This window comes from Brevundimonas sp. (genome assembly GCF_965279155.1).
Taxonomy (GTDB): domain Bacteria; phylum Pseudomonadota; class Alphaproteobacteria; order Caulobacterales; family Caulobacteraceae; genus Brevundimonas.
Map to the genome: position 1 here is coordinate 3,144,207 of NZ_OZ257138.1, position 17,613 is coordinate 3,161,819.

The 17,613-nt window shown below is 66.8% G+C and carries 22 protein-coding genes; 8 read left to right on the plus strand and 14 right to left on the minus strand.

Annotation, left to right across the window (positions count from 1 at the left end; genetic code table 11):
* Positions 1–24: 24 nt before the first annotated feature.
* The 4 genes from ACQY72_RS15250 to ACQY72_RS15265 all read right to left on the minus strand — a co-directional run bounded on the left by ACQY72_RS15250 (position 25) and on the right by ACQY72_RS15265 (position 2,159).
* Positions 25–666 carry a M23 family metallopeptidase gene (locus ACQY72_RS15250; protein WP_428154617.1) on the minus strand — a complete coding sequence of 214 codons (642 nt, stop codon included), beginning with the start codon at positions 664–666 and terminating at the stop codon, positions 25–27.
* Positions 667–835: 169 nt separating this feature from the next.
* Positions 836–1,060: a YdcH family protein gene (locus tag ACQY72_RS15255; protein WP_159845282.1), complete on the minus strand. Its 225-nt coding sequence runs from the start codon at positions 1,058–1,060 to the stop codon at positions 836–838.
* 35 nt (positions 1,061–1,095) lie between these two features.
* Entirely contained in the window at positions 1,096–1,560 is a 465-nt protein-coding gene (locus ACQY72_RS15260; protein WP_428154619.1) for a TIGR02444 family protein, read from the minus strand.
* Positions 1,560–2,159 carry a UbiX family flavin prenyltransferase gene (locus ACQY72_RS15265; RefSeq protein ID WP_428154621.1) on the minus strand — a complete coding sequence of 200 codons (600 nt, stop codon included), beginning with the start codon at positions 2,157–2,159 and terminating at the stop codon, positions 1,560–1,562. Before ACQY72_RS15265 ends, ACQY72_RS15260 begins: the two co-directional genes overlap by 1 nt.
* Before the next feature lie 115 nt (positions 2,160–2,274).
* On the opposite strand from ACQY72_RS15265, the gene ACQY72_RS15270 reads away from it, so the two are divergent.
* Positions 2,275–2,448, plus strand: a complete 174-nt coding sequence (locus ACQY72_RS15270) for a YdcH family protein (protein ID WP_159845273.1) — start codon at positions 2,275–2,277, stop codon at positions 2,446–2,448.
* A gap of 74 nt (positions 2,449–2,522) precedes the next feature.
* On the opposite strand, the gene ACQY72_RS15275 is transcribed toward ACQY72_RS15270, so the two are convergent.
* Positions 2,523–3,188, minus strand: a complete 666-nt coding sequence (locus ACQY72_RS15275; RefSeq protein ID WP_135195170.1) for a DUF1013 domain-containing protein — start codon at positions 3,186–3,188, stop codon at positions 2,523–2,525.
* A 220-nt stretch (positions 3,189–3,408) separates the two neighbouring features.
* On the opposite strand from ACQY72_RS15275, the gene ACQY72_RS15280 reads away from it, so the two are divergent.
* On the plus strand, positions 3,409–4,056 hold the full coding sequence (locus ACQY72_RS15280) for a beta/gamma crystallin-related protein (RefSeq protein WP_428154623.1): 648 nt from the start codon (positions 3,409–3,411) through the stop codon (positions 4,054–4,056).
* Positions 4,057–4,059: 3 nt separating this feature from the next.
* Here the strand turns inward: ACQY72_RS15280 and ACQY72_RS15285 are convergent, their stop codons facing one another.
* Positions 4,060–5,031, minus strand: a complete 972-nt coding sequence (locus tag ACQY72_RS15285; protein WP_428154624.1) for an NAD(P)H-quinone oxidoreductase — start codon at positions 5,029–5,031, stop codon at positions 4,060–4,062.
* Between the two features lie 87 nt (positions 5,032–5,118).
* Between ACQY72_RS15285 and ACQY72_RS15290 the strand changes: the two genes are divergently transcribed.
* Positions 5,119–5,322: a DUF1192 domain-containing protein gene (locus ACQY72_RS15290; protein WP_372693397.1), complete on the plus strand. Its 204-nt coding sequence runs from the start codon at positions 5,119–5,121 to the stop codon at positions 5,320–5,322.
* A gap of 109 nt (positions 5,323–5,431) precedes the next feature.
* Entirely contained in the window at positions 5,432–5,932 is a 501-nt protein-coding gene (locus ACQY72_RS15295) for a DUF1465 family protein (protein ID WP_372693396.1), read from the plus strand.
* Positions 5,933–5,940: 8 nt separating this feature from the next.
* Here ACQY72_RS15295 and ACQY72_RS15300 read toward each other — a convergent pair whose 3' ends face one another.
* Positions 5,941–7,503 (minus strand): L,D-transpeptidase family protein, encoded by a 1,563-nt coding sequence (locus ACQY72_RS15300; protein ID WP_428154625.1) that lies wholly within the window; start codon positions 7,501–7,503, stop codon positions 5,941–5,943.
* 160 nt (positions 7,504–7,663) lie between these two features.
* Positions 7,664–7,888, minus strand: coding sequence for a 50S ribosomal protein L31 (gene rpmE, locus ACQY72_RS15305; RefSeq protein WP_267516044.1), 225 nt, complete (start codon positions 7,886–7,888; stop codon positions 7,664–7,666).
* Positions 7,889–8,022: 134 nt separating this feature from the next.
* On the opposite strand from rpmE, the gene ACQY72_RS15310 reads away from it, so the two are divergent.
* Positions 8,023–9,894, plus strand: coding sequence for an ABC transporter transmembrane domain-containing protein (locus ACQY72_RS15310; RefSeq protein ID WP_428154626.1), 1,872 nt, complete (start codon positions 8,023–8,025; stop codon positions 9,892–9,894).
* Positions 9,895–9,907: 13 nt separating this feature from the next.
* Here the strand turns inward: ACQY72_RS15310 and ACQY72_RS15315 are convergent, their stop codons facing one another.
* The 6 genes from ACQY72_RS15315 to ACQY72_RS15340 all read right to left on the minus strand — a co-directional run bounded on the left by ACQY72_RS15315 (position 9,908) and on the right by ACQY72_RS15340 (position 14,193).
* Positions 9,908–10,936 (minus strand): glycerophosphodiester phosphodiesterase, encoded by a 1,029-nt coding sequence (locus ACQY72_RS15315; protein ID WP_428154627.1) that lies wholly within the window; start codon positions 10,934–10,936, stop codon positions 9,908–9,910.
* A 221-nt stretch (positions 10,937–11,157) separates the two neighbouring features.
* Positions 11,158–11,964, minus strand: a complete 807-nt coding sequence (locus ACQY72_RS15320; RefSeq protein ID WP_428154629.1) for an inositol monophosphatase family protein — start codon at positions 11,962–11,964, stop codon at positions 11,158–11,160.
* A gap of 103 nt (positions 11,965–12,067) precedes the next feature.
* Positions 12,068–12,634, minus strand: coding sequence for an elongation factor P (efp, locus tag ACQY72_RS15325; RefSeq protein ID WP_346496470.1), 567 nt, complete (start codon positions 12,632–12,634; stop codon positions 12,068–12,070).
* Between the two features lie 99 nt (positions 12,635–12,733).
* Complete coding sequence (locus ACQY72_RS15330) at positions 12,734–13,294, minus strand: tryptophan-rich sensory protein (RefSeq protein WP_428154631.1); 561 nt, start codon at positions 13,292–13,294, stop codon at positions 12,734–12,736.
* Positions 13,295–13,363: 69 nt separating this feature from the next.
* Positions 13,364–13,864 (minus strand): bacterioferritin, encoded by a 501-nt coding sequence (gene bfr, locus ACQY72_RS15335; RefSeq protein ID WP_135195181.1) that lies wholly within the window; start codon positions 13,862–13,864, stop codon positions 13,364–13,366.
* A 143-nt stretch (positions 13,865–14,007) separates the two neighbouring features.
* A complete protein-coding gene (locus tag ACQY72_RS15340; RefSeq protein ID WP_135195182.1) occupies positions 14,008–14,193 on the minus strand; it encodes a (2Fe-2S)-binding protein in 186 nt (61 codons plus the stop codon).
* Positions 14,194–14,312: 119 nt separating this feature from the next.
* On the opposite strand from ACQY72_RS15340, the gene thiE reads away from it, so the two are divergent.
* The 3 genes from thiE to ACQY72_RS15355 all read left to right on the plus strand — a co-directional run bounded on the left by thiE (position 14,313) and on the right by ACQY72_RS15355 (position 17,610).
* The gene (gene thiE / locus ACQY72_RS15345) at positions 14,313–14,966 is read left to right on the plus strand and encodes a thiamine phosphate synthase (protein WP_428154633.1); all 654 of its coding nucleotides are present in this window, start codon (positions 14,313–14,315) and stop codon (positions 14,964–14,966) included.
* A 63-nt stretch (positions 14,967–15,029) separates the two neighbouring features.
* Positions 15,030–16,715, plus strand: a complete 1,686-nt coding sequence (locus ACQY72_RS15350) for an ATP-binding protein (RefSeq protein ID WP_428154634.1) — start codon at positions 15,030–15,032, stop codon at positions 16,713–16,715.
* A 43-nt stretch (positions 16,716–16,758) separates the two neighbouring features.
* Positions 16,759–17,610, plus strand: coding sequence for a hypothetical protein (locus tag ACQY72_RS15355; RefSeq protein ID WP_428154635.1), 852 nt, complete (start codon positions 16,759–16,761; stop codon positions 17,608–17,610).
* Positions 17,611–17,613 lie beyond the last annotated feature (3 nt).

Below are 17,613 nucleotides of genomic sequence, written 5' to 3' on the forward strand. Positions count from 1 at the left end.
AGCGAGCGCAGCATTCCGCGCCCGTCAGACCTTGGGCTTCACGGTCACTTCGAAATGACGGTCGACGACCTTGGTCGGGTTCACCTGGGCGCCGTCTCGGCGGACTTCGAAATGCAGGTGCGGCCCGGTGGAATAGCCGGTGGAGCCGACCAGGCCGATGCGCTGGCCCATCGTCACGGCGTCGCCGTTGGCCACGTCGATGCGGCTGAGGTGGCCATACAGGGTGCTCATGCCATTGGGGTGGCGCACCTCGATGAAATTGCCATAGCCCTCGGGGTCATAGCCCGTGCGGACGACCTCACCCTCGGCGGCGGTGAAGACGGTCGTGCCTTTCGGGGCGGCGATGTCGACCCCCTTGTGCGCACGGGCCTTGGCCTCGATGGCCAGTTTGCGCAAACCGAAGGGGGAGTTGATCGCATAGCCGCGTACGGGGGCGGAAAAGGCGATCTGGCGCGTGATCGGACCAGCCTTTTCGACCTCCGCCTTGACCGGCGGGGCGACGGGGATGGCGATCTGGGCGGGCGGCGGCGTTGCGGCTTCGCGCGCAGCATTTGGCGCGGCGGCGGCGGCGAAGACGGCGACCGAAGCGAAGGCGGCCGTCTGGCCGGAATGGATCAAGAGGGTTTTGCACCGCGCCAATGGCGCGTTGTTTAGCAGGCGTCGCATTCGGCGGCGTCTCCAGCGTCTTTACGCTCTGGAATGAAGGCACGCGGCGCCCGACGGCGCACGGCGTTCCGTGGAAAGGACGGCTTATGCCTATCGGCTGGGGCGACTTTGGGGCTGCGGCAGGGCGGCGGATGGTCGCACGGCGGAACCCGCGCCTTGCCGCGCCTGATCAGGCGATGATGTCCGGCAGGATCTCGTCTTCGATCTTCACGATCTCGTCCTTCAGCGCCAGCTTCTTGCGCTTCAGCCGGGCCAACATCAGCTGGTCGGGAACGGCGGCCAGGCTCAGGGCGTCGATGGACGCGTCCAGATCGGCGTGCTCCTGGCGCAGCAGTTTGACGCGGGCGTGCAGCGCCGCTTCCTCTTCGCTGATGTCTGGAAGGTCGTCGTTCATCGTGTCATCCCCGGACGCTTATAGCCAAGCCGTCGTCAGGCCGGAAGGGCGTCGGCAAGGCGGATCAGCGCCGGTCGCGGCGTGACTTGGGCCCAGACCCGCGCCGTGGCGACCAGGGCGTCGATGGCCGGCCGGGCCGGGCCGGCGGGTTCGGGCGCGAGCGCCTCCAACGCTTCCAGCAGGTGTCTTTCCGCCTCAAGCTCCAGCGCCTTTATGCGGTTTCGAACGGCTTCACGCGGGCCGTCGTCGATGTCGGGAATGGGGGCCTTCAGCGTGCGACGCACAGAACGCAAGGGTGCGACGACGACGCTGTCCCAGGCGCGGGCGGTGTCGCAGGCGGCCTCGATGGTCTCCGCATCCGGCTTGCGGCCGGTCGCGGCGACCCAGGCGGACCACAACAGCACAGGCACGTTCTGCTCATGGCTGTCCTGCAACGCCAGGCACGCCTCGCCGACCCCCGGAGCGGCATAGGCGGCGACCGCCCAGTCCCACAGCCGCATTATTTCAGGCCTTCCCAGCGGCGCACCGCGCCCCAATCCAGGCCGAACAGATCCAGCGTCCGTCCCACCGACTGATCCACCATCTCCAGAATCGACGCGGGCTTGGCGTAGAAGGCGGGCAGGGGCGGGGCGATGATCACGCCCATCTCCGTCAGGGCCGTCATGGTGCGCAGGTGGCCCAGGTGGAACGGCGTCTCGCGCACCATCAGCACCAGCGGCCGCCGCTCCTTCAACGTCACGTCCGCTGCGCGCGTCAGCAGGGTCGAGGTCACGCCCGTGGCGATCTCGCTCATCGTCTTGACCGAGCAGGGCGCCACGATCATGCCCAGTGTGCGGAACGAGCCGGAGGCGATGGTCGCGCCCACATCGGCCAGTTTGTGAACGACGGACGCCTTGGACGTCAGGTCGTCGGGCGACAGATCCGTCTCCTGCGACAAGGTCAGCAGGGCGGCCTTGGTCACCACCAGATGGCTCTCGACCCCCAGGTCGTTCAGCGCGTCCAGCATGCGCGCGCCGTAGATCGCTCCGGACGCCCCTGAAATTCCGACCACTATCCGGGCGGGCGGGTTCCGTATGGCTCCGTTCACATCATCGACCATTTTTGGGGTCAGCCTCCGTGGGTCCGGCGAGACGGGCTGTCACTGGAAAGTGATTACACAGCTCGCCAAACCGGGCGCTCACTCTACTGGTCCCTAACCTGAGGAGGCGCAAGCCATGACCATCGAGGCTCGTATTCGCGAACTGGGTAATCGTCATCGTAGTCTGGATGAGACCATCCAGAAGGAGCTTACCCGCCCGTCCACGGATCCGTTGCAGGTCAGGGCGCTGAAGCAGAAGAAGCTTCGGCTGAAGGAAGAAATCACCAGTCTGGAGGCGCGGGCGCACTAGCGTCCCACCTCCCGAAAACGGCGACGGCCCCGGAGATCGCTCTCCGGGGCCGTTTTCGTTTCGTGAAGCGAGGATCAGTCCTTGGTGCCGAACACCGAGGCTGCGGTCGGCTCTGCCGTCGGGCGCTGACGGGCTTCCGGCACGAACTCGGGCTCGGCCTCGACCTGTTCGACCGGCTGGATGGTGCCGCCGCCCTTCTTGAGGTCGTCCTTGGTCTTCTTGTCGGCGGCCTTCTTGACGATTTCGTCCAGGGCCAGCTGGCCGACCAGGCCCAGGGTCACGGGATCGACGGGCTTGATGTTGGCGCTGTTCCAGTGGGTGCGGTTGCGCACGCTTTCGATGGTGGACTTGGTCGTGCCCAGCATTTTGGCGATCTGGGCGTCGGTCACTTCCGGGTGATTGCGTACGAACCAGGCGATGGCGTCCGGGCGGTCCTGGCGACGCGAGACCGGCGTGTATTTCGGGGCCGGCTTGGCCGACTTCATCAGTTCGGCGTGACGGCTGACGATGGCCTTCATCCGATAGTTCTCGTCGCCCTGGGCCTTGTCCAGCTCTTCGCGCGTCAGCTGGCCGCCCGTGACGGGATCGACGCCGCGGATGTCGCGCGCCACGTCGCCGTCGGCGATGCCACGGACTTCCAGCGGGTGCAGGCCGCAGAAATCGGCGATCTGCTCGAAGCTGAGGGAGGTGTTGTCGACCAGCCAGACCGCAGTGGCCTTCGGCATCAGAATGTCGCTCATGGGGCGTTCGTCCCGGTGTTGTTAAGCCGCCGAATGGGGCTTCGGCTGGCGTTGAATACGACGGCGCCCGGCCTTTCGACCGGGCGCGTAGGGTTTCGATATAGGCCTATTCGCCTGAAAAGAAAACGCCGCCCGACAATCACATACAGCAAAGGTTCATGTGCGCCGTCGCAACCTTCGCGGTAGTGAAGGCTTACAGCCTGTGGAGAGGAGAACCACCATGTCCTTGTTATTCGCTGCGGCCCTTGCGGCCGCCATGTCGTCCCCGGTCGAGCCGCAACAGCAACGCGTCGCTCCGCGAGGCGGCTACGCTCAGAGTTGCACCGAAGCCTATGTAAACCAGGGTCGGCTTTACGCCGACTGCCGCGATATGCGCGGCCAGATGCGCGGCACCTCGATCGAGCTGACGCGATGCGGCAACGAAGAGATCAACAACGACAACGGCCTTCTGATCTGCGGTCGTTTCCGTGGCGACTACGAGGGCAATCAGCCCGGTCGTCCCGGCGGCCCCGGCAACGGCGGACCTGGCGGTGGTTGGGGACCTGGCAATGGCGGTCCGGGCAACGGTGGTCCGGGTTGGGGCGGCGGCAACGGCGGCGGCTGGGGCCGTTCGTCCATCACCGTCTATGAAAACTCCAACTTCCGCGGCGCCTCGCGCGAGTTCACCAGCGAGGATCGCAACCTGGGCCGCACCCCGTTCAACGACCGGATCAGCTCGGTCCGCGTCCAGGGGCGTTGGGAAGTCTGCACCGATGCCGAGTTCCGGGGCCGTTGCCGCGTCGTCGAAGGCGATGTTCGCAATCTGAGCGGCGGCTTCAACGACAGCATCTCATCCATGCGCCCCGTGCGCGGCGGCGGGCGCTACTAGGCCTCAAACGGTCAGAACGATCTTGCCGATGTGCCCGCCAGCCTCCAGTTCGGCGTGCGCATCGGCAGCCTGCTCCAAAGAGAAGACCGCCTGAACCGGCGGTCTGACCGCGCCGGACGCCACCCAAGGCCAGACCGTCGTCTCGACGGCGGCGGCCAGCCGGGCCTTTTCGTCGGCGGGACGGCTACGTAGCGTCGATCCTGTCAGCGTCAATCGTTTCAGCATGATCCGCTGCAGATCCATCTCGACCTTGGCGCCGGTCAGGGACGCGATGACGACCCACCGTCCTCCGGCGTTCAGGCTGTTCAGGTTCAGGGCGGCGTAGTCGCGCCCCACCATGTCCAGAACCACATCGGCCCCGCCCGCCGCCTTGATCTGCGCTTCCAGATCGTCGGCCGAGGCGTCCAGGCTGATATCGGCGCCCAACGCTTTCGCCGCCCTGGCCTTGTCCGCCCCGCGTGAGGTGGCGATCACCTTCGCGCCGGCCGCCTTCGCCATCTGAATCGCCGTCACGCCGATGCCGCTGGTCGCGCCGTGGATCAGCAAGGTCTCGCCGGCCTTCAGCCTACCGCCCTCGAACACATTGGCGAAGACGGTGAAGACGGTCTCGGGCAACACGGCCGCCTGGACGAAATCGAGACCCTTGGGAATCGGCAAGACATGCCGCGCATCAACCACCGCCTGCTCGGCATAGCCGCCGCCGCCCAGCAGGGCGCAGACCCGATCGCCGACGCGCCAGCGGGTCACACCTTCGCCGACGCCTGCGACCTCGCCTGCGATCTCAAGGCCCAGCACGTCCGACGCACCGGGGGGAGGAGGGTATCCGCCGTTTCGCTGCAACAGGTCGGGCCGGTTGACGCCCGCCGCCCGCACACGGATCAGCACCTGCCCCGGCCCGGCGACGGGATCGGGGCGTTCGGCGATCTTCAGCGCCTCGGCCGGGCCAGAACCGCCTTCGATCTCGACTGCGCGCATCGCACTTCCCTTGCATTCGTCCGTATCCGGGCGTTCAGATAAGGGTCCTGGGCCGCCTTGGCCATGACAGCGCGGAAGGCGACGACGATGTTCGAAGATATTGAACCCCGCCCGCAACGCGGCGAACCCCTTCGCGCCCTGTCGCGCGAGGATCTGGACGTCTATTCCATCGAGGATCTGGAAGAGCGGATCGCGGCTCTGGACGACGAGGTCGGCCGCGCCCGCCGCGCCATCGAGGCCAAACGCTCCAAGAAAAACGCCGCTGACGCCCTTTTCAACTTCGGTTCCTGATCGCGAATGGCACGCCGGCATGGCATGAGCGTTGCATCTTTCGTGCGAACGGTTCCGTCAGGGGCCGATTGCAGGACGGAATTGCATTTTCCTAATGATCAAAGCTCAAATGACCTCCGCTCCGTCCTTCGCTGACCGCAGCCGTACCGTGCGCGATTTCGCCCGTTCGGAGCTGTTCGACCGCACCTTCCGAGAAGGCATGGAGCTTGTCGAAGAGACTGCCGCCTATCTGGACGGCGAGGGACGTCGCGATTCCAAGATGCTGTCGCGCGCCGCCGCCCTGGCCTATGCGGCCGAGAGCATGAAGCTGACGACGCGCCTGATGCAGATCGCCTCGTGGCTGCTGGTCCAGCGGGCCGTGCGCGAGGACGACATGACGCCGGAAACGGCCTGCGAGCCGCGCTATCGCCTGAACGAGCGCCGCATTGAGGCGGAGCCCAGCCACGCTGAACTGCCCATCGCCCTGATCGAATATCTGGTGCGCTCCGAAAAGCTGTTCGACCGCACCCTGTATCTGGACCGCCGCATGTATGCGGACGCACAGGAGACGGCGCCCGAAAACGCCGTTCTCAGCCAGATGGGCCTGCTGGAAGCCGCCTTCCGGGGCTGATCGCCCCTTTACGGTCCGACGTCGTTGGCGTCGGCCCGGCCGTCATCGACCGGCTTGGGCAGGTTCACGCCGATGCCCAGCGCCTCAGCCAGCTTGTCGTCGCGGCCATAGACGTCCTCGCGGAACGCCACGCGACCCTGACCATCCACGAAGGCGGTCCAGTACAGCAGCCGCACCGAGATCTCGCGCCCGGTGGTGACGCGCGTTGTCTCACGCGTGTCCTGGGCCGTGTCGAACTGGGCCAGCTTGGTCGGGTCGGGCGCCAGCAGCAGGCGCGCGAACTCCACCGCATTCTGCACCCGCACGCAGCCGTGGCTGCGCTGGCGCGTGGACAGGTTGAAGGCGGCCTTCGACGGCGTGTCGTGCAGGAAGATGGCGTAGCTGTCGCGCAGTTCGAACTTCACATAGCCCAAGGCCGAACGCGGGCCGGCGCGCTGGATGACCGTGCCGTCCTTCACATACATGTCGTTGGCGGCCAGATAGCCCGGCCCCTTGGGCAGAATCTCGCGACGCGCGATGCCGGCGGGCACATACCAGGGCGGATTGGCGACGACCGAGGCGAAGGGCTTCTCCAGGCTGGGCGTCTGGTTCTCGGCCGAGCCGACCACGACGCGGTTGGAGTGGACCGGCTTGCCGTCCTTCCAATAGACCATGATGGCGGCGGCGGTATTGACCTCGATCCGCTCGGGCGCGACATCGCGCTTCAGCCAGCGACGACGTTCCAGGTTCAGGGCGATCTGACGGGCGCGGTCCTCGGCCGATGCGCCCAGCGAACGCTGCGTGCCCGTGCCGATGCGGCCGTCGGCGCCCAGGCCGTGGCGGTTCTGGAAGCCCTGCACCGCACGTTGCAGTTCGGCGTTGTAGGTCAGGCCCTGCGCCTTCAGTCGCGCGCCGTCTGCGGCTGACAGGTCGCCCTCGGCCGTCAACCGTTCGATCAGGGCGGGGATGCGGCGATCGCTGTTGCCCGGCTCGATGGTGCCGCCCGGCGCGAACGCGGGCCAGCCGCCCTGCGCCGCCAGCCGGCGATAGCGCACATAGCCGGCCGACAGGTTCTGATAGCCGATGTCGGTGGGCGCCAGGCCGTCGTACCAGTTGGCCAGCACATTGCGGCTCAGGGCGTCGCTGAGACCGCGCGGCAGGTCGACGCGGTTCTTCTGCATCTCCCACAGGTCTTCGACCGTCTCGGGCCGCACCTTCCCCTCGGCCAGGACGCGCGCATAGCCAATGGCGGCCGTGGTGGTGCGCAGGTCGGCGCTGGCCGGATCGGCCGCCAGTCCCACGAAGTCGAAATAGTCGGCCCCTGACAGGCCGTGTCGGTCGGCGCGGGCGGCGGCGGCGTTCAGGGCGCGCATCCGTTCGGCGTTCCAGACTGGCCGCCAGCCGTTCAGCTCGTAGAACGCGCGCACGTCCGCCTGCTGGGTCGCGGGCAGGCGCGAAATCTGGTCGTTGAAGCTGTTGTAGAAGGCGGTCGCCTCCGGGCCACGCTGCACGAAGACCTGCTGCGCGCGCGCCGTGGAGCCGAGGGCCATGGCCGCCGTCGCGACGCCCAGACCCAGTTGCCGTCTATTCATATCCAGTCCGCTTCTTCGAATGCTTCGGCCAGCGTGGCCAACGCCCCTGGTACCCGAACGCCGCCACATTATCGGTGTTCCGGCCAAACAAAAAGCGCCGGCCTTGCGACCGACGCCCTTGTTAGGCTGTTTGCTGCGACATGTCGCAGCCAAGACGCGCTTACTTCTTGATGAAGCCGGCGAACTTGTTGTTGAAGCGCGAGACGCGACCGCCGCGGTCCAGCAGGTGGGCGTTGCCGCCGGTCCAGGCCGGGTGGGTGGACGGATCGATGTCCAGGTTCAGCGTGTCGCCTTCCTTACCGTAGGTCGAACGGGTCTGGTAGGAAGTGCCGTCGGTCATCACAACATTGATGAAGTGATAGTCGGGGTGCGTGTCCGCTTTCATGGTCGTCGTCCGGTCTCTGCGCGATGACGATGCCGACCGTCTGTGCGCGTGAAATGAGAAACCCGCCAGAAATCCGGCGGGAATGAGGGGCGGCGTTTACACCGGGGGGCGTTCCGGGGCAAGAGGCGGGCGCAATGACCGACCAATCCAACGCCGCCGCCCCTTCCGCAAACCGCGCTTCAGGCGTGGCCTCGATGGAGGGCCGGCCCAGCGCCGGGGCCCTGCTGGCCGATCAGATGTCCGAGGCGGGCGCCAAGCGCGCCAAGCGCCGCGACATCCGCCCGCTGGCGCGGCTGATTCCCTTTGCGATGCGGCACAAGGGCCATGCCCTGATGGCGGTCTTCTGGCTGTTGCTGTCCACCGCCGCCTCCCTGGGTCTGACCGCCCTGGCGCGCGGCGCCATCGACCATGGGTTCGAGGCCGGCGGCGCCAATCTGAACATCTGGTTCCTGCTGCTGGGCGCCAACGCCCTGTTCTTGGGTCTGGCGACGGCCGCCCGCTACTATTTCGTCACCCGCACGGGCGAGCGCGTCATCGCCGATGTGAGGAAGGGCCTGTTCGGCCGCATCCTGACGCTGGATCCCTCATTCTACGCCCATATGCGCACGGGCGAGGTGCTGTCGCGCCTGACCACGGACATCGCCCTGGTCGAGACGTTGATGACGACGTCCATTTCCTATGCGCTGCGCAACTTCCTGACCCTGATCGGCGGCGTCGCCTTGCTGTTCTTCGTCAGTCCCAAGCTGACAGGCTTCGTCCTGCTGATCGTGCCCTTCCTTTTGGGACCGATCTTCATCTTCGGTCGCAAGGTCAGGAAGCTGACCGTCACGTCCCAGGATCGGTTCGCCAACGCCGTCGGCTTCGCCGGCGAGAGCGTGGACGCCATCGAGACGGTTCAGGCCTTCGGGCGCGAAAAGAGCGCCATCGCCCGCTTCGGCGCGGCGGTCGAGGACGCCTTCTCCGCATCCCTGACCCGGATGAAGGCGCGCGCCTGGATGACCGCCCTGATCATCGTCGTCATGTTCGGCGGCGTGACTCTGGTTCTTTGGCTGGGCGCCCAGGACGTGGTCGCCGGCGTCATGTCGCCGGGCGCCTTGCTTCAGTTCGTGCTGCTGTCGGTCTTCGCCGCCGGCGCCGTGGGCGCGTTGGGTGAAAGCTGGGGTGACGTGCAAAAGGCCGCCGGCGCCATGGAACGGATCGAGGAGCTGATGCGGGCCGTGCCCGACATCGCACCTCCGGCCCACGCCACGGCCCTGCCGTCCCCGCCGCGCGGCGAGGTGTCGATGTCGGCCGTCGGCTTCTCCTATCCTGGCCGTCCCGACCTGCCGGCCCTGAAGGGCTTCAGCCTGACCGTGCGTCCAGGCGAGACCGTGGCCCTGGTCGGCCCGTCGGGCGCGGGCAAGTCTACCGTCTTCCGTCTGCTGCTGCGCTTCTATGATCCGCAAACCGGCATGGTGTCGGTCGACGGCGTCGACGTGCGTCAGGCCGATCCCGTCGATGTGCGCGAGCGCTTCGCCTGGGTGTCGCAGGAGACGCCGCTGTTCTCGGGCTCGGCCCTGGAGAACATCCGCTTCGGCCGCGAGACCGCCACCCTGGAAGAGGCGCGCGCCGTCGCCGAAAAGGCCCAGGCCCTGGGCTTCATCGACGCCCTGCCTGAAGGTTTCGACACCCCCCTGGGCGAGCGCGGCAAGAGCCTGTCCGGCGGTCAGCGCCAACGCCTGGCCATCGCCCGCGCCCTGGTCCGCGACGCTCCTATCCTGTTGCTGGACGAGGCCACCAGCGCCCTGGACGCCGAAAGCGAACGCCTGGTCCAGGTCGCCCTCGATCAGGCCATGGAGGAGCGCACCACAATCGTTATCGCCCACCGCCTGGCCACCGTCCTGCGCGCCGACCGCATCGTGGTCATGGATGACGGCCGTGTGGTGGAAGAGGGCACGCACGACCAACTGGTGGCCAAGGGCGGCCTCTATGCCCGGCTGGCGGAACTGCAGTTCCGGGCGGGCTAAGCCTGCGCTTGGACTAAAGGCCTGCGCGCGCCAGCGCCGGGAAGTCGCTGAAGATCGCGTCCACTCCCGCCTCGGCGAAGGCGGCGGCATAGCCTGGCATGTCGCCATGCTCGACCAGGCCTTCGCCCCGCCGCCGTTCGGCCGGCAGGAAGGCGTTCTCGGCTCGCAGGGTCCAGATCACGACCTTCAGCCCCGCCGTATGGGCGTCCATGACCAGCGCGCTGGCCGCAGTCGTGCGGCCCTCGGCGTCTCGCGGCAGGACCAGGGTCATCTCCGGCGCGACCCAGTCGGCATAGGCGGCCATGGCCTTCAGTCCCTCGGGAGTGATCATCTGGGCATAGGTCATGTCCGGTCGGTCCGCCGGTCCACCCGCGCCGGCGACTAGTTGGGCCAGAGGGGCGTCGATGCGCGCCGCCAGCCGCTCCAGCGGCCCGACCTCGAAGCATTGGATGATTACGGGTGCGTCCGCGCCCGTCAGGCCCAGCCTTTCCAGCTCGGCGACGAAGGCGTCCTCCATCGGCAGGCCGATCCCGGCGAAATAGGTCGGATGCTTCAGCTCCGGCGCCACAGCGATGGTCCGTCCGGTGCGGGCCGAGGCCGCGCGGGCGATGGCGACCACCTCGTCGAAGGTCAGGATCGGCTCCTGTCCGTCATAGGCTGCGCTGCCCGGTCGAAACGCCGGCAACCGCTCCCTGGTCCGCAACGTCTTCAGTTCGGCCAGGGTGAAGTCTTCGGTGAACCAGCCGGTGGTCTCGGTCCCGTCGATGGTCTTGGTCGTCTTGCGGTCTGCGAACTCGGGCCGGTCGCCGACGTCGGTCGTGCCGCCGATCTCGTTCTCGTGCCGATCCACGAAGACGCCGTCCCTGGTCAGCACCAGATCCGGCTCGATCACGTCCGCGCCCTGTTCGACCGCCAGCTCATAGGCTGCGCGCGTGTGCTCCGGCCGTTCGCCGGACGCGCCGCGGTGGGCGATGATCAGGGGCTGGGCCAAGGCGGGCGTTCCGACAAGGAGGGCGAGGGCGGTGACGATGGCGCGGATCATGCCCGATGAGTAGGGGCGCGGAGCGACAAGCGAATGACGACGGCGTTTCTCCCTCCCCCTGCGGGGGAGGGGGGCGAAGCGTAGCGGAGCCGGGTGGGCCGGGCCGGGCGACGTCCCACTGACCTGATCGCCTCAGTCCGTGCGCCCTGGCCTTGCCGCCCCCACCCCATCGCCTCGCGACGCCCCTCCCCGGTCGGGGAGGGAGAGGCGGCTATGCGGTTTCAGGACGCCTGCAGCACCTTGCGCAGCTGCGGATGCAGTTCGCTGTTGGTCGCCAGGACGGAAACACCCGTCTTGGGGTCGCCGTCGTTCTCGATGGTCGTCACCTTGCCGCCGGCCTCGGTCACGAACAGGATGCCTGCCGCCACGTCCCAGGGCTTCAGATTGCGCTCATAGAAGGCGTCGTAACGGCCGGCCGCGACCCAGGCGAAGTCCAGCGCAGCCGAGCCCAGACGGCGCATGCCGGCGACGCGCTGGCCCACGGCGTGGATGTCCTTGATGGCCTGGGCGTGGCCCGACTTGCCGATGAAGGGCAGGCCGGTGGCGACCAGGCTTTCCGACAGGTCGCGACGACCGGCGACGCGGATGCGGTGATCGTTCAGATAGCAGCCCTTGCCTTTTTCGGCCCAGAACAGCTCATTCATGACGGGGTTGTAGGTCACGCCGGCGACGATCTCGGACGAACCGTCCGGCGCGCGGCGCTCTAGGCCCACCGTGATGGCGAAGTGGGGCATGGCGTGCATGAAGTTGGTGGTGCCGTCGATCGGATCGACGATCCAGGTGTGGGACTTGTCGGTCCCCTCCATCATGCCGCGCTCCTCGCCCAGGAAGCCGTAACCGGGGCGGGCCTTCATCAGCAGTTCGTAGAGGGTGTCCTCGGCCTTCAGGTCGGCGGCCGTGACGAAGTCGCCGGGGCCCTTGCGCGAGACCTGCAACTGCGAGACCTCGCCGAAGTCGCGGAGCATGGGGCGGGCGGTCTTGCGCACCGCGTCGAGCATGACTTGGAGCAGGGCGGAAGCGAGGGCCATCGGCGGATCTCCTGGTCCGCATGTCCTGAAAAGGCGCTGGTTGGCCCGGAGATGCGGAGAAGTTCAAGAAAGGGACGGCCCCGAATGAGGCCGGTCGTCGGTATCAGTCCGCGCGGCGGACGTATTCGCCGGTCGCGGTATCGACGATGATCCGCTCGCCCGCCGACATATAGGGCGGGATCATGATGCGGACGCCGTTCGACGCCATGGCGGGCTTGTAGGAGGACGAAGCGGTCTGGCCCTTCACGGTCGGCTCGGTCTCGGCGACTTCCAGCACGACCTGATCCGGCAGCGACAGGCCGATCGGACGCTCTTCGTGCATCTCGATGACGACCTTCATGCCTTCTTGCAGATAGGGAATGCGGTCTTCGCCGACCCAGTCCTTTTGCAGTTCGATCTGCTCGTAGGTGCCGTCGTCCATGAAGACCAGGCTGTCGCCGTTGTCGAACAGATAGGAGAAGTCCTTTTGCTCCAGCGTGACGCGCTCGACCTTGTCCTCCGACCGGAAGCGTTCGTTCAGCTTGTTGCCGGTTTCGAGGTTCTTGGCCTCGACGTTGGCGAAGGCGCCGCCCTTGCCGGGCTTGACGTGGCTGGCTTTCGTGACGACCCACAGGCCGTTGTTCACTTGCAGAACCATGCCGGGCTTGATGGTGTTGCCGTTGATCTTCATGGGGTCACATCGGGAATAGGGTTGCGCTCTCGCGCCGTTCGGGGCGAGGCGAATAGGGCGCGATCCCTAGAGGAAGCCCCGAGAAAGGGCAAGGCGGGCCTAATGCAGCGTGCGCTCGCGCGACGCGTCGTCCGCCTTGCGATGCAGGAAGTTGCCGAAGCGCACGCCCGATCCGGTCGGAGCCGCCATCTTGCCGGCGCCCTCGTCCAGTTTGCGCGCCTCATGGGCGAAGGCGGCGGCCAAGCCTGCCGACGACATGGCGGCGATCACCTGACGCCACATCGAAGACGGACGCAGGCCCAGCCAGACGGCGTTGACGGTCTGCGCCGCGACCCACAGGCCCATGGCGGTGGTGCGCTCGCGCTGCGGCGGAGCGTTCCAGACACGCACGGCCGAAAGCGTAGTGGCCGAGAAGACGGCGGGCAGGATCAGGCTGAACGCGCCTCGCGGCTTTTCGGTGATCGGCAAGTCCTTGTTGCGGACCTGTTTCAGATTGCGCCTGGGCTTCATGGCTCCCGAGGCGATGCCGTGCGCCAAAAGCGCGAAACCGACGGTCAGGGCGATGCCGGCGACGACATGGCCCGCGCTGCGGCCCTCGCTGTTCAACAGATCCATGGCGGCGTCGCGCACGTCGTCGATCGCTTCGTCGATATCGGTCATGGTCCGCTCCAGCTTGGCCCTGAAAGGCTAATGACCGGAGCGGACCAGAGTTCCGTCAGAGGTCTGAGCTTAGTTGCCGGTCGCGGCGCTGTCGGTGACGATCTCTTTCATGGCCGACTGCAGATAGTTCTGCGCGCCCATCAGTTCGATCAGCTTGTGCTGGTTTTCCAGGAAGTCGATGTGCTCTTCGGTATCGGCCAGGATCTTCATCAGCAGGTCGCGGCTGACGTAGTCGCGGGTTTCCTCGCACTGGGTCACGGCGGCGGCGGTCGTGGCGCGGCTGTCCAGCTCCAGCTGCAGATCGGCGCCCAGGCATTCGATCGGATCCTCGCCGACCTTCAGCTTGTGCAGATCCTGCAGATTCGGCAGGCCGTCGAGGAAGAGGATGCGTTTGATCAGCATGTCGGCGTGCTTCATCTCGCCGATCGATTCTTCGTAGATCACGTTCCCGAGGTGCGACAGGCCCCAGCTTTCGAACATGCGCGCATGCAGGAAATACTGGTTCACTGCCGTCAGTTCGTTGGTGAGCACTGCGTTCAGCGTGCGCAGGATTGCGGGGTCGCCCTTCATGGCCATGGTCCTTGGTCTCGCCACGGCGCGTTCGCCGTCTGTCGAGCCAGGCAATACCACAGTAAAACGCGCGTTGTTTATTTGCGAGTTTTTATCACTACATTGATAGTGCGAGTGATTTTCGGCCGCGATAGACGGCGAGACTATTCGGCTGCGAGTGCGAACGCTTCGCGGCTGTCCTGGATCATCTGACGCATTTCGCAGACGCATTTGGCGCACTGGGCCTGGCACTGGTTGCGCGCAAAGATGTCGCGCGGACGGCAGGCCCCGGCCTCGATGGCCTGGGCGACATCACGCTGGCGAAGACCGTTACAGTTGCAGACGTACACGAGGCGCTACACGTTCCATCGACTGAGAATGGTTCGCTATAGCACGGGTTAAGGCGATTGCAAGTCGTTCGCATAGGTCGAACGTTGACGGATCGTCGCGGGGGGAGGCAAGGACGGGCATGGCCAGAACACCCACCGTCCCCGCCCGCCCGCCTTGCCGGCTGTATCTGATCACGCCGCCCGCGATCGCGGACCTGAGCGCCTTCGCCGAGACGCTGGATCAGGCCCTGGCCGCGGGTGATGTCGCCGCCCTGCAGATCCGGCTGAAGCCTGCGGACGACGCCACGATCCGCGCGGCGGTCGCGGCGCTGGCCCCCATCGCCCGTCGCCATGACGTTGCGGTCCTGTTGAACGACCGACCGGACCTGGCGCGCGAAACAGAGTGCGACGGCGTTCATATCGGTCAGGAGGACGGCTCGCTGGCCGAGGCGCGGCGCGTTCTAGGGCCGGACGCCATGATCGGCGTCACCTGCCACGACGACCGCGACCTGGCCTGGGACGCGGCTGAGGGCGGGGCGGACTATGTCGCCTTCGGCGCCTTCTATCCCACCGACACGAAAGAGACCGTTCATCGTCCGGGGCTGGAAATCCTGACGGTCTGGCAGGACACCGTCGAGACACCTTGCGTCGCCATCGGCGGCGTCACCGTCGACAATGCCGTCGAGCTGGCGCGTGCAGGCGCGGACTTCGTCGCCGTCAGCAACGGCGTCTGGGGTTACGGCGAAGGCGCAGCCGAAGCGGTCAAGCTATTCAATCAAAGGTTGAAGTTCTGACTTCAGGGGATGTTAGGAACCCTGTGGTCTTTTATCCCGCCTCTATTCGGTCGGGACGGTTCCATGATCATGAGCCGCGCGCTCAACAGCGACGACCCGCCGATTTCGTCTTCGACGACGACGCCGGAGGTTGGCCCGCAGCCGGTTGACCTGAACGACGGCCTCCACCCCTTCCAGCCGCTTGTTCCCGTGCTGACGGGCGTGGCTGTCGCGATCCTCGTCGCCCTGGCCATCGCCTATGGTCGTTCCGCTGGGCTGGTCGCAGGTCTATGGGGCGCCAGCGGCGTCGCGGTCGCCGTATGGTTGCGAACCAGCCGCGGCCGCAACAGCGACATGACGTTTGCTGGCGTCATGGCTGTCAGCATCCTGATCGGCGAGATCATCGCCGGCAACAATCCGGCGCTGGCGCTGGCCTTCACCATCGTCAATATGATCGAGATCGTGGCTGCGGTTATGCTGGCGCGACGGTTCTCGCCGACACTGAACCTGTCCAGCCTGAACGGCGCCGTCAGCTTCCTGTTCTTCGCCGCCGTCCTGGCGCCGATCCCGGCGGCGCTGGCCAGTTTGGTCATCCTGAATCAGATGGGACAGGCGGATGTCTGGCAGGGGTTCCAGACCTGGTGGTTCGGCCATGCGCTTGGCATCGCCGTCCTCGGTTCGATGGGCCTGTCGCTGACGCGCACCACAGTCAAGAAACTTCTTAGACCGGCGAAGATGGTCGAGGCCGCCATCCTGGTAGGGCTCATTCCCGTCTTCTACTATGTCGCTTTCGCGGGCAGCATTCCCATGGGGTTTGTCCTGCTGCCCCTGCTGCTGGCCATTGCCGTGCGTTTGGGCGTGGCGGGCATAGCCTTCACCCTCGTCGTCGTCAGCTTCTTGTTGGTAGGCGGGGCGATGATTGGCCACGGCCCATACACTCAAGGATCGCCGCCCGAACAGGTGTTGATGGCGCAGATGCTGGTGCTAGTCGGCTATATGCCGGTTCTGCTGGTGGCTTCACTTCTGGAAGAGCGCGATCTGCTCGCCGAGCGCGCGCGCCTGGGTCGCGAGCGCGCGGAGAAGGCGTCCGAGGCCAAGTCCCGCCTGCTCGCAAACGTCGCGCACGAGATCAAGAGCCCGGTCGCCGGCATCATCGGCATCGGCGACCTGTGGCGTCAGGGGCAACTGGGTCCGATCACGCCCCAGCAGGCCGAGATGTCGGAAATGCTGGTCGCGACCGCCCGTCAGGTCGAAACCCTGGCCCATGATCTGCTGGACGTGGCGCGGGCCGAATCCGGGGCCGTCAGGGTGGAACTGCGCCCGACCGACATTCCGGGACTGCTTGAGGACGTGCGTCGCACCTGCCTCTTGCGACCGGACGCCGACAAGGTCGCCATAGACGTGATGTGCGAAGGCGACGGCCTGATCGCCATCGCCGATTCCCAGCGTCTGGCGCAGGTGGTGACCAATTTGACGATCAACGCCTTGAAATACGGCAGTTCCGGCGGGCGCGTCATTCTTAGAGCACTGCGCGAGGACGACTGTGTGCGGATCGAGGTCAGCGACTTCGGCCCCGGCCTGTCCATCCAGAAACAAGCCCAACTGTTCGAACCCTTCAACCGCCTGGGCTTGGAGCGTTCGACGGTCGAGGGTCACGGCGTGGGTCTGGCCCTGGCCAAGCGGCTGGTGGAGTTGCAGGGCGGGTCCATCGGCGTGATCTCGGCGCCGGGCGAAGGCGCCACCTTCTGGGCTCTGTTGCCCAAGGCGTGAGGTCGCGCTTGCGGTCGGCCCCCGGCCGCGCGATTGTCGGGCCATGCCCATCATCGCCCTCGCCGCCGCCCTTTTGATCTCAGGACAGGCGACCACGCCGCCTCAGCGCGCCACGTCGGACCTGACGCGCGATCTGAACAGCGCGCCCCCGTCGGCCGTGACGCCGCCAGCCTCGTCCAGCGCGAGCTCGACGCCGGCGCAAACACCGGCCCGCACGACAACGCAGACTCTGCCGCCAATCGGTCAGAGCCCAGCGGCGGCGCCTCGTCCGGCGCCGACGACATCCCCGGCGCAACGCCCGGCCCAGACGCCGAGCTCATCCAATACGCAAGCCCTGCCTCCCATCGGTCAAAGCCCGGCTGCGACGCCTCGTCCGGCGCCGACGCCCAGCCGTGGGATCACGCCGCCTGCCACGTCGCAATTGCCCGCCGCATCAACCACGACCTCGCGCCCGGCGACGACCACCGCTGCACCGCAAGCCACGATGCCCGCACCCGTCACAGCGACGCCGCCACCCGCCACGCCGGCTCCAGCCGCGCTCAACGCCGCCGCCATCGCGGCCCTGCCGTTCAGGATCGAGTTGCCGGCCGGACTGACAATCACGCCCGCAAGGGCCGGCGCGGAAGCCAACATCTACCGTGTCCAGCGCGGCGATCAGACCTTGCTGATGATCTACGCCGGACCGTCATCGCAGTTTCCGATCTATGACGGCGAGATGGTGCGCGCCGGCGGCCGCGCCTCGGTGGTGGTGACGGAGGGCGGACGACGCCTGGCCATGGAGCATCTGTTCCAGCGACCGACCGCCCCCAAGGAAATCCACGTCTGGATCACCAGCGTCACCGGCGCCGACCGGGATCTGGCCGAACGGATCGGCCAGTCCATCGACGCCCGCTGATCC

Excerpts from the sequence above, each read along its gene's own strand:
- ACQY72_RS15255 (WP_159845282.1), bottom strand. The coding sequence starts at position 1,060 with ATGAACGACGACCTTCCAGACATCAGCGAAGAGGAAGCGGCGCTGCAC.
- ACQY72_RS15320 (WP_428154629.1), bottom strand. The coding sequence starts at position 11,964 with ATGGCCCTCGCTTCCGCCCTGCTCCAAGTCATGCTCGACGCGGTGCGC.
- ACQY72_RS15250 (WP_428154617.1), bottom strand. The coding sequence starts at position 666 with ATGCGACGCCTGCTAAACAACGCGCCATTGGCGCGGTGCAAAACCCTC.
- ACQY72_RS15295 (WP_372693396.1), top strand. The coding sequence starts at position 5,432 with ATGACCTCCGCTCCGTCCTTCGCTGACCGCAGCCGTACCGTGCGCGAT.
- ACQY72_RS15260 (WP_428154619.1), bottom strand. The coding sequence starts at position 1,560 with ATGCGGCTGTGGGACTGGGCGGTCGCCGCCTATGCCGCTCCGGGGGTC.
- ACQY72_RS15280 (WP_428154623.1), top strand. The coding sequence starts at position 3,409 with ATGTCCTTGTTATTCGCTGCGGCCCTTGCGGCCGCCATGTCGTCCCCG.
- ACQY72_RS15290 (WP_372693397.1), top strand. The coding sequence starts at position 5,119 with ATGTTCGAAGATATTGAACCCCGCCCGCAACGCGGCGAACCCCTTCGC.
- ACQY72_RS15275 (WP_135195170.1), bottom strand. The coding sequence starts at position 3,188 with ATGAGCGACATTCTGATGCCGAAGGCCACTGCGGTCTGGCTGGTCGAC.
- ACQY72_RS15330 (WP_428154631.1), bottom strand. The coding sequence starts at position 13,294 with ATGACCGATATCGACGAAGCGATCGACGACGTGCGCGACGCCGCCATG.
- thiE (WP_428154633.1), top strand. The coding sequence starts at position 14,313 with ATGGCCAGAACACCCACCGTCCCCGCCCGCCCGCCTTGCCGGCTGTAT.
- efp (WP_346496470.1), bottom strand. The coding sequence starts at position 12,634 with ATGAAGATCAACGGCAACACCATCAAGCCCGGCATGGTTCTGCAAGTG.
- rpmE (WP_267516044.1), bottom strand. The coding sequence starts at position 7,888 with ATGAAAGCGGACACGCACCCCGACTATCACTTCATCAATGTTGTGATG.
- ACQY72_RS15355 (WP_428154635.1), top strand. The coding sequence starts at position 16,759 with ATGCCCATCATCGCCCTCGCCGCCGCCCTTTTGATCTCAGGACAGGCG.
- ACQY72_RS15300 (WP_428154625.1), bottom strand. The coding sequence starts at position 7,503 with ATGAATAGACGGCAACTGGGTCTGGGCGTCGCGACGGCGGCCATGGCC.
- ACQY72_RS15350 (WP_428154634.1), top strand. The coding sequence starts at position 15,030 with ATGATCATGAGCCGCGCGCTCAACAGCGACGACCCGCCGATTTCGTCT.
- bfr (WP_135195181.1), bottom strand. The coding sequence starts at position 13,864 with ATGAAGGGCGACCCCGCAATCCTGCGCACGCTGAACGCAGTGCTCACC.
- ACQY72_RS15315 (WP_428154627.1), bottom strand. The coding sequence starts at position 10,936 with ATGATCCGCGCCATCGTCACCGCCCTCGCCCTCCTTGTCGGAACGCCC.
- ACQY72_RS15270 (WP_159845273.1), top strand. The coding sequence starts at position 2,275 with ATGACCATCGAGGCTCGTATTCGCGAACTGGGTAATCGTCATCGTAGT.
- ACQY72_RS15285 (WP_428154624.1), bottom strand. The coding sequence starts at position 5,031 with ATGCGCGCAGTCGAGATCGAAGGCGGTTCTGGCCCGGCCGAGGCGCTG.
- ACQY72_RS15310 (WP_428154626.1), top strand. The coding sequence starts at position 8,023 with ATGACCGACCAATCCAACGCCGCCGCCCCTTCCGCAAACCGCGCTTCA.
- ACQY72_RS15265 (WP_428154621.1), bottom strand. The coding sequence starts at position 2,159 with ATGGTCGATGATGTGAACGGAGCCATACGGAACCCGCCCGCCCGGATA.